Annotated in this window: 8 protein-coding genes and 1 pseudogene; 4 read left to right on the top strand and 5 right to left on the bottom strand. The window is 42.4% G+C overall.

Annotated elements, in window-relative coordinates; translation table 11 throughout:
- The coding region (locus DCC82_RS11455; RefSeq protein WP_108430377.1) for an IS630 family transposase at nt 1-366 on the top strand (366 nt) is incomplete at its 5' end.
- Nucleotides 367-509: 143 nt separating this feature from the next.
- Here the strand turns inward: DCC82_RS11455 and DCC82_RS11460 are convergent.
- On the bottom strand, nt 510-2,951 hold the full coding sequence (locus tag DCC82_RS11460) for a DEAD/DEAH box helicase family protein (protein WP_097354658.1): 2,442 nt from the start codon (nt 2,949-2,951) through the stop codon (nt 510-512).
- On the bottom strand, nt 2,944-3,270 hold the full coding sequence (locus DCC82_RS11465; protein WP_042411406.1) for a nucleoside triphosphate pyrophosphohydrolase: 327 nt from the start codon (nt 3,268-3,270) through the stop codon (nt 2,944-2,946). The genes DCC82_RS11460 and DCC82_RS11465 overlap by 8 nt, the downstream gene beginning before the upstream one ends.
- A gap of 175 nt (nt 3,271-3,445) precedes the next feature.
- Between DCC82_RS11465 and DCC82_RS18890 the strand changes: the two are divergent.
- The 3 genes and pseudogenes from DCC82_RS18890 to DCC82_RS11475 all read left to right on the top strand — a co-directional run.
- Nucleotides 3,446-3,607: pseudogene (locus DCC82_RS18890) on the top strand (YoqH family protein); the annotation flags it as partial.
- 220 nt (nt 3,608-3,827) lie between these two features.
- Nucleotides 3,828-4,247, top strand: a complete 420-nt coding sequence (locus DCC82_RS11470; protein ID WP_097354659.1) for a hypothetical protein — start codon at nt 3,828-3,830, stop codon at nt 4,245-4,247.
- Between the two features lie 288 nt (nt 4,248-4,535).
- Nucleotides 4,536-4,868, top strand: coding sequence for a hypothetical protein (locus DCC82_RS11475; RefSeq protein WP_097354660.1), 333 nt, complete (start codon nt 4,536-4,538; stop codon nt 4,866-4,868).
- Between the two features lie 270 nt (nt 4,869-5,138).
- Here DCC82_RS11475 and DCC82_RS11480 read toward each other — a convergent pair whose 3' ends face one another.
- The 3 genes from DCC82_RS11480 to bioF all read right to left on the bottom strand — a co-directional run bounded on the left by DCC82_RS11480 (nt 5,139) and on the right by bioF (nt 7,951).
- The gene (locus DCC82_RS11480; protein ID WP_062756213.1) at nt 5,139-5,537 is read right to left on the bottom strand and encodes a hypothetical protein; all 399 of its coding nucleotides are present in this window, start codon (nt 5,535-5,537) and stop codon (nt 5,139-5,141) included.
- A gap of 19 nt (nt 5,538-5,556) precedes the next feature.
- A complete protein-coding gene (gene glsA, locus DCC82_RS11485) occupies nt 5,557-6,480 on the bottom strand; it encodes a glutaminase A (RefSeq protein ID WP_097354661.1) in 924 nt (307 codons plus the stop codon).
- 298 nt (nt 6,481-6,778) lie between these two features.
- A complete protein-coding gene (gene bioF / locus DCC82_RS11490) occupies nt 6,779-7,951 on the bottom strand; it encodes an 8-amino-7-oxononanoate synthase (protein ID WP_097354662.1) in 1,173 nt (390 codons plus the stop codon).
- Between the last annotated feature and the right edge of the window lie 723 nt (nt 7,952-8,674).

Genomic DNA, 8,674 nt, shown 5'->3' on the forward strand with positions numbered 1-8,674 from the left:
GAAACGGTGCTTCATCAAACGACCGCTGCCAATGCCGCGACGTTCTTGGATTTCTTGAGAATGCTCAAAGAGCGCTATCCGGACCGTCTCATGGTCTTGGTGTTGGATAACGCCCGCATTCACCATGCCAAAATGGTCAAGGAGTTTTTGCGGGAAGAAGGGCAGTGTTTTCACTTTATTTACCTTCCTCCCTATTCGCCACAGCTGAACCCGATCGAACGCTTATGGAAATGGCTGAAAGATACGGTGATTGCCAATGTATTTCACAAGGATCGCAACGATATCATTCAAGCCATTACTCGGTTTGTCAACTACATCCACGAACGTCCGGAGGAAGTGCTGCAGCGCTTAGGGTGTGCAGGATGACTGAGAAGTTAACTCTTCATGTTGCATGTATATAGTAAAAAATGCCTAAAATTATCGTATCGAAAACATAAGAAAAATGTTGTCGAATCGTGTCGGTATAAATAAAAACAGAAGCGTGTATTAGCTTCTGTTCTCATAAACAATTATTTATTCTTTCTCTCAAAATACACATGCAACCTGTACTCACAAATCTCCTTCGTCCATTGGTATAAAATCTCTTCGTCTTCCGGTCCGATGGAAAATGTTAAAGAAAACACATTGTTGTCAAAGGAAAGAAGTCCGTTTGAACTCCCGCTCCATTTCGTCATCGGCATTCTAGCGATAAGTTTGCTTACTTTTTCTTCATCGTAAACCCATAGCCGTTTTGTTTCCTTGTCTGAAAAATCAATGCGCTTCCGGTATTCTTTCTCGGTTAGATAGCGATGGAAAAATGGTGCTGCCTCTTGCGGCGTAATCGGCAAATGCCATCGTGAAGAACCCCGTTGAAGCATCGCCTGTAAAACAACCATTTTGTAGCTTTTTGTCATCGGAGTGCGTTCTACTTCCACTAACCATGATTCATACTTTGAGAAAATTTCTTTCTCTCGTTCTGACAGCTCCCCAGCCCAATAAAGAAACCCGATATACGATTTAAACTCTGATTTATATTCAGACGCCTCACTTCTTCCATAGAGATGAAGCTGCAAGTATGTCGGGCGATAACCGAGTTCCTGTTTTAGTTGTTGATAGTCAAATAATAGTTTCTCACGACGCGGCTGGCGTTTTTTCCGCATTTCCTCTAATAGATTAATTGCTCGTACATCGAGGTGAATCGAACAATTTTCTGGAACAGTTGGGATCAGTGACGCTTTTTTCTTTTTACCTTCCCCACGTTCCGTATCAAACAACGCTAATTTCACGTCTGCATTGCGATAGTTTCCGATTAAATCGATAATGACGCAATAATCCTTTCCTTCATACAACCGAAGTCCGCGGCCGACTTGCTGGGTGAACACGGTGAGCGATTCTGTCGGCCGGACAAACAGCAATGTATCCACTGATGGAATATCAACGCCTTCATTAAATAAGTCCACCGTGAAAATAGCATCTAATTCTCCTTTTTCCAGCATCGCGATAGCTTGATCGCGCGGAATGTCTGTCTGCTGGGAGTGAAGGCTGACCGTTCGATAATTTCGTTTTCGAAAATATTCGGATAAAAAGTCGGCTTGTTTGATCGATGAACAAAATACAAGCGTTCTTGTTTTCTTATATTTCTCCCATGCCTTTAAAATCTTGTCTGCCATTTCTTCCCTTAGCTGCACTTGAAGCAGTTCTGCCTCATCATAGCGGTTGCCAAGCCATTTGATCTTGGAATAATCCGTATCGTCGTAAACACCGTAATAGCGGAAAGGAGCAAGCCATCCCCGCTGCACCGCTTCGATAAAATCAATTTTGTACGCCACGTTGCCATCGCAAATGGCATATACATCTTTATTATCGTTGCGATCTGGCGTTGCCGTAATCCCAAGTAAAAATTTTGGCTGAAAATAATTCAGTACTCGCTGATACGAACGAGCGGCAGCATGATGAAATTCGTCAATCACAATCAAGTCAAAGGCATCTTTGGCGAATGCTTCTAAATGTTTTTTCATGCTTAACGTAAAAATCGAAGCAAAGATTATATCAGCTTCTTTTTCTTTCACGTTTCCGTCATAAATGCCAAACGTTTTGTTAGGCATGACGCGTTGAAACGATTTTTTCGCCTGACGAAGAATTTCTTCACGATGTGCGATAAACAGCGCTTTTTGAAAATTGCGGGCAAAAAACGCTGCCAAATACGTTTTCCCAAGCCCTGTCGCCATGACGACCATCGCCTTGTCGTAGCCTTCTTCATAAGTCGCTTCTAGCCGTTCGAGCGCTTCCACTTGGGCAAAGCGCGGTCGAATCGTTTCGTATGTAACCGTTGCTGGATCGTAAATTACGTCATGATCACGTTCATTGATTTCCGTCTCCGCTTTATCCAATGGAAGCATTAATTCAACTTCTTCCGCTTCCGCCCACGTTCGCGCGAGATTCGGATGCCGTTGGTGATAGTCATGATACTGCTTTTCATAGTCCTTTAACGTCTCTTCGTTCACTTGTACTGTTTCATCAGCGTAAAACAGCTTCAAAAACTCTTCCATTGACTCTGCAAATACGTTTTCATCGACGCTTTTGTCCAACCCGATATTCCATTCGATCCCTTCTGTCAACGCCGATTTCGACAAGTTGGAGGAACCGACAATAAAATAGCCGCTTGTTGTATTTTCAAATAAATATGCTTTTGGGTGAAAAGATACTCCCCTGCTTCGCCATAATCGTACCTCGATGTCCGGATGAATAGAGATCAGCTCACGAAGCGCTTCCGGCTGGGTGACAAAGAGATAATCGCCAGCGCAAATTTTAATATCCGCCCCTCGTTCCGCTGCTTTTTTCAATGTTTCTTTCAGCAGGCGGACACCCGATTTCATCACGAACGAGGTCAATATGTATATGGTTGACGATGTTTCGATATGTTCCTGTATCTTTTCGATAAGATTGCGTTGAATTAATTCGACCTTACTCATCGTGTACCTCGACTAAAAAGATTTTTTCTTTAAATCCTCCCCGCTTCTCTGCTTTTTCCGCTCGAATTTGTTCAACGCGTTCGATCGACGATCCGTGGCATTCAGCAAGAGCATGAATAATTTCCAACACATCTGCCAATTCTTCTAGCGCTTTTTCATCGTCACCTGCATTCATATACTCTTCTAATTCTTCAAATGCTTTTTTTCGCAGCTCTTTGCGATATTCGTCATCTTCCAATATTCTCGTTGTAAATGTCTTTCCCGCTTGTTCAATAATTTGCGGAATTTTATCACGGACAAGTTTGTTGTATACTGGCATTCTATCCTCTCCTATTTTTTATTTTTTCTCTTTACATATTCTACAAGATTTTTCCCTTGTGTGAAATGTGCACTTTTTGCTCTTTATCGAAAATGAACGATCGTACTTCAGAAATCATGATGGCTTGGAAAAGTTTCGCTTTATTCCCAATGTCATTAGTTGACGATTTCCACTCTATCTGACTCCCGAACAAGATAGCCCCACATGGGCTGGGAAATTGGATGACATCACCGCCAATCTAGACAATGCCGCCATTCAAATTCTCCTTTCCCCCTCCAAGACCAAAACGCCAGAACCCGTTATCTTAACCGCAGCATTCGTCAATACAAGCAAATAATAGAAGAAGCGAATTCTGCCGAAAAACCGAGATGAATCGTTCATAATTGTTTTTATGGCCCATCAGCGTGTTTGGTTGAGCACTTTTATCAACGCGGTATCCATGAATGAGAAAATTCGTATCCAACCCAAAACATCATATACATACTGAACTCGCTCATAAGGAAATATAAGTAACAAACGATGATGATTTCCACTGCCAGAAAATGAAAGGGGATACGATGAGAAATATTGCCGCTTTATTTTCCATGCTGATGCCTGGATTCGGGCAAATATATAATGGTCAATTCATAAAGGGTGTCTTCTTTATCATTGTAGAACACTTTGATAATGCATTCGGACATATAAACGAAGCCATTCACCTTGATTTTAACGGATTACATCAACAGGCTATCGAGGTGACCCATTTTGACTACATGTTATTTTACCCTGGATTTTATGTTTATTGCGTATGGGACGCATGGTATCACGCAAAACCAAATGCGGACAAGACAAAAACCGCCATTCCTTTTATTATAGGCGGTTTTCTGGGAGTGATGGGTGCAATATTCGCAAACCGGCTGCCGATACCTACTCTAACCGTCGCAATGTTAATGATCATTCCGATGATTTGCGGCATGATCGTATTTAGAGATCAATAAGCGCATCTTTTGTCTACTTGTGCTGGAAGTTAGTGAAAAATATACAGATTTAATTAACTATCATACATGGACATGGATGGATTCGTTTATAACCATCTTTATCCTATCGTTTTTCGTGCGCATGATTATGGAGCTAATCAACAAAAGGGAGCAATCAACAGGATAATGTGCATGAGATCATGCCTGATAGGAACTGCATACATGCCGCTACTTTCTAAAAAAGAAGTCTAATTTTCTGCCGCTGCTTCTATATATGTAGTAATAGATGATAAAAGGAGGCAGCAGATCATGATACTGTACGATGTGAAAAACAAGCTATTCTACAAAGCCATCAATTCAGGCCGACCAAAAATGACAAATTTCCCTCAAAAAAGGGCATGGGGCTACGTCTGGAAAACAGTGAACGGAGAACGGGTTAAGTTTTGGTTTGACTTTGCAAAAGGGCGGTATATGTATTTTCAATACGGACAAAAGTGGTATCGCGTACGATATTTGCAGTCGAATGATAAAAAGACAAATGAAGATGTTTTCAATGGGGTGCTGATTGATTTAAGCATCGATGGGCAGGAGTTGAAACTATTGAAAGGCAATGCCGAAAAATATGGGAAGCAAGCGATATGACGTCAGTTACAATAATAAGATGGCAAAGAGGGACGGAGACCTCCTCGCCACCTTCCTTTTTCACCCTATGCCCACCACATGTTTGGCAATTCCTCTTTGAAAAGCAGCTTTTTTAGGAAATCAATCGCCTTCGATAAAAACTTTTGCCAACGAAGCGCTAAATAATTGAATCATCGACAGGCATAAGCGGGGCTGGTGAGAGGCAGTGTCGAAAAGTGCAAAAAGCGGGCAATATAAATCCTGGATCGCACGTGATCCAGGATCGTTTCGTTACACTTCGATGGAATTTCCTTCTTCCACAATATGATAAAGAAGATGTGCCAAATGGTGAATTGGACCGTATTGTTCTTCTTCGTCGACTTCTTCCTCATCTCCAAATTCTAGATCATTTAAGTAAAGTGCGACGAATTCGTAAAAATCTTTCAGCTCAAATCCGTAGCACGCGCTTGGGTCTTCATTGTCTTCTTCATATTGCAAAACGAGATACGAAACGTTTCCCTCTGCGTCCTCGGCATCAAAAAAGACGAAATAGCCGATGTTCGTATCTAGTTCAAATAAATGTCTTGTCCCGCCTTCTGTCGCTTTTTCAAAGTCTTGTTCATTTAACTTTTGAACAGTCATGTTTTCCATTTGATCTTCGCGATGAAATTGCACAGTAAATGATTTCATTCTTTGTTTCCTCCTCGTTTTAAAAAATGCTTAAGGAATATGTCTTGGATAGCAGTTCTAACAGTTTCATGCCGGTGATGCTGTTGCCTTTCTCATCCAACGCCGGACCGAAAATGCCGATGCCAAACCGGCCTGGGACGGCGGCGAGGATGCCGCCCGAAACGCCGCTTTTTGCGGGAATGCCGATTTTGATGGCAAATTCACCTGATGCGTTGTACATGCCGCACGTGACCATAAACGTTTTGCAAATGCGAGCGACATCAAGCGGCATCATCTGTTCATCAGTGAACGGGTCGCATCCGTCCATCGCAAAGACAAGACCAATTCGCGCCAAGTCGATGCACGTCATTTCAATCGCGCATTGTTTTGTGTAAAGGTCCATTAGCTCTTCGACATCTTCATTGATGATACCATGTTGCTTGAGAAAATAGCAAAGCGAGCGGTTTAAAAACGCCGTTTCAAATTCGGACCGGGCCACTTCTTCCGAATACGAGATGGTCGGGTTTCCCGACAGTTTCCGTACAAACTGCAAAAGCCGCTCGAACCGCTCCGCGACGGAAGCACCAGCAATCATATGCGTCACCGCAAGCGCCCCGGCGTTGATCATTGGATTAAGCGGTTTGGCTGGCTGTATTTCTTCGAGCTTCGCAATCGAGTTAAATGGATCTCCCGTCGGCTCCATGCCTACTTTCCGAAACACTTCTTGTTCCCCACGGTCCATTAGGACAAGGGCGAGGGCAATAATTTTCGAAATGCTTTGGAGCGTCACTTTATGAGTCGTATCCCCCGCATCGATGACATTGCCGTCGGGCAAGTAAATAGCGATAGACAAATCGTTTGGATCCGCTTTGCCAAGAGCGGGAATGTAATCGGCGACTTTTCCATAACGCGCATACTGTTTTGCTTGTTCAACAAACTGTTCCAACTCCGCTTTTGTGTACATTTGCCATCACCTATTGTTAGTATGGCCAGCTGGATGGTCGATATGTAAAAAAACCGCTGGACTTTCAGCGGCTTTTTTGATTGTAGTTTAGTACATCTGAGCTCTTTTCCAAATCATAAATCATTTTATGAATGACATCATTGATAAGCAACATCTTCTCACGCTCCTCTGCCTTATTTATTGTTGATTATAGAAACTCAAACAACATGCGGCATCGGAGCGCGGGTGTAACTTTTATAGACGATTCGTATGACCATCATATCAGTCAAAAGTTGGAGGAACAATCCGCACAATCATCTTAAGTTATCACCCCAATTTCTCTTCCTACTTTTGCAATCCGTTCGAGCGCCCAATCTAATTCTTCCTTCGTCAAAGAGGAAGAAAGAGAGAAGCGGATGCGGGATGTGCCTTCGGGAACGGTTGGCGGCCGGATCGCTACCGCGGCGATTCCGTGTTCCTGAAGCCGCTCGCTCATTTGAACCGTTTGCTCATTTGATCCGATGATGATCGGAACAATGTGCGTCGTGCTTTTTCCAATGTCAAATCCTAACTTTTGGAGTTCAGTGCGGAAATAATGGCTGTGATCTTGCAACGTTTGCCTTCTTATATGTTCCTTTTGAACAATCTCAATCGATTTTTCAATTGCACCAAGAACAGCTGGAGGCAAAGCGGTTGTAAAAATAAAGCTGCGCGACGTATTCATCAAATAATCAATGAGCCACTGTTCTCCCGTGACATAAGCTCCAAAACATCCTAACGCCTTGCTGAAGGTGCCCATTTGGATGTCAACCTGATCTTGCAAATGAAGATGGTGAACAAGACCTTCACCTCTTTCTCCATAAATGCCGCTGCTATGCGCTTCATCAACCATTAAGATGGCGTTGTAACGTTTCTTCAATGTCACTAAACCTTCTAACTGCGCCATATCCCCATCCATGCTGAAAATCGAGTCGGTGACAATCAATTTTCGTTTATGCGGAGATGCTTGTTTCAATAATGACTCTAAATGATTAAGATCGTTATGATAATAACGATATCGTTCCGCGCCGCTTAATCTGATTCCATCAATAATGCTCGCATGATTGAGCCAATCGCTAAACACAATATCATCGCGGCCAATCAGAGCCGCAATGATTCCGAGATTGGCCGTATATCCGCTATTGAAAATGAGCGCTGCTTCTGCCTTTTTCCAGCTTTTTAACGCTTCTTCGGCCCTCGTATATAGTTCATAATTGCCGGCAATAAGTCGCGAAGCAGTAGCTCCCGCACCGTATGTACGCATTGCTTGACATCCCGCTTCGATCAATCGTTCATCTCCCGCTAGTCCTAAATAATTATTCGACGCTAAATTTAACATCTTCTTTCCGTTCATGACGATCCATGTGCCATCCGAAGAGGATACATTCTTTAACATGCGCTTTTGTGTTTTTTGTTCTAATTGATGAAGTACGGATTGAATATGATTTTTCATCCTCATCCCCCAATTGTTAACCAAAAATATTTTTTTGTTTACATTATAACTATATGCCTTGAATCTACACAATACTTCGAAATATTTTTGCCATGGAAAATCAACGTATCTTAGTGAATCATTTTCTTTTTTTAATCTGTTTATTTAGAACAATGTTTTATTAATAAAAAATTCGTCATATAAGCTATTACAAATCCTTATAAAAACGAAGCGAACGAGCCAAATTCTTCACATTAATGGTCACATGGCTAAATCCTTGTACATTCATTCGTTCCCCTAGCTTTTTAGATTCCTCATCCTAAACTGTCGATATCTACTTTTTCATCCTTATAATACCATCAAAGGAAAAAAAGAGCGAGTATTTCGCACTCATGAACCTCCCCCACTTATCGAAGTGGGGGTTTCCTGTTTTCCCTTCGGGGTGGATGCGTGATAGGATGGTTGGCAGCCTATCTGCAGGCAACGCCTGGCACCCGTCCCGTTGGGAACCACAGGCAACATGAGTATCCATGATACTCAAGGGCGGGAACTCGCCATCTACGACTTCTTGCTTATGCAATCCGTCGATACGTAAACGGTTTGACCGTAAATTCCAATGGTCGGATTTCACCATAATACACTTTAGTAAATAAATTCATCGCTCCGTGGATGCAGCTCTGAGGAGTAAAAATTCTTCGAGATAAATTGAGCTTCTAGCCCCCAAATTTTGATAAATATGCGATA

The sequence above is a fragment of the Geobacillus sp. LYN3 genome (assembly GCF_003064505.1).
GTDB lineage: Bacteria > Bacillota > Bacilli > Bacillales > Anoxybacillaceae > Parageobacillus_B > Parageobacillus_B toebii.

What these genes read in the sequence shown, in the direction of transcription:
- DCC82_RS11460 (WP_097354658.1), bottom strand. Translation starts at nt 2,951, where the DNA reads ATGAGTAAGGTCGAATTAATTCAACGCAATCTTATCGAAAAGATACAG.
- glsA (WP_097354661.1), bottom strand. Translation starts at nt 6,480, where the DNA reads ATGTACACAAAAGCGGAGTTGGAACAGTTTGTTGAACAAGCAAAACAG.
- bioF (WP_097354662.1), bottom strand. Translation starts at nt 7,951, where the DNA reads ATGAAAAATCATATTCAATCCGTACTTCATCAATTAGAACAAAAAACA.
- DCC82_RS11475 (WP_097354660.1), top strand. Translation starts at nt 4,536, where the DNA reads ATGATACTGTACGATGTGAAAAACAAGCTATTCTACAAAGCCATCAAT.
- DCC82_RS11465 (WP_042411406.1), bottom strand. Translation starts at nt 3,270, where the DNA reads ATGCCAGTATACAACAAACTTGTCCGTGATAAAATTCCGCAAATTATT.
- DCC82_RS11470 (WP_097354659.1), top strand. Translation starts at nt 3,828, where the DNA reads ATGAGAAATATTGCCGCTTTATTTTCCATGCTGATGCCTGGATTCGGG.
- DCC82_RS11480 (WP_062756213.1), bottom strand. Translation starts at nt 5,537, where the DNA reads ATGAAATCATTTACTGTGCAATTTCATCGCGAAGATCAAATGGAAAAC.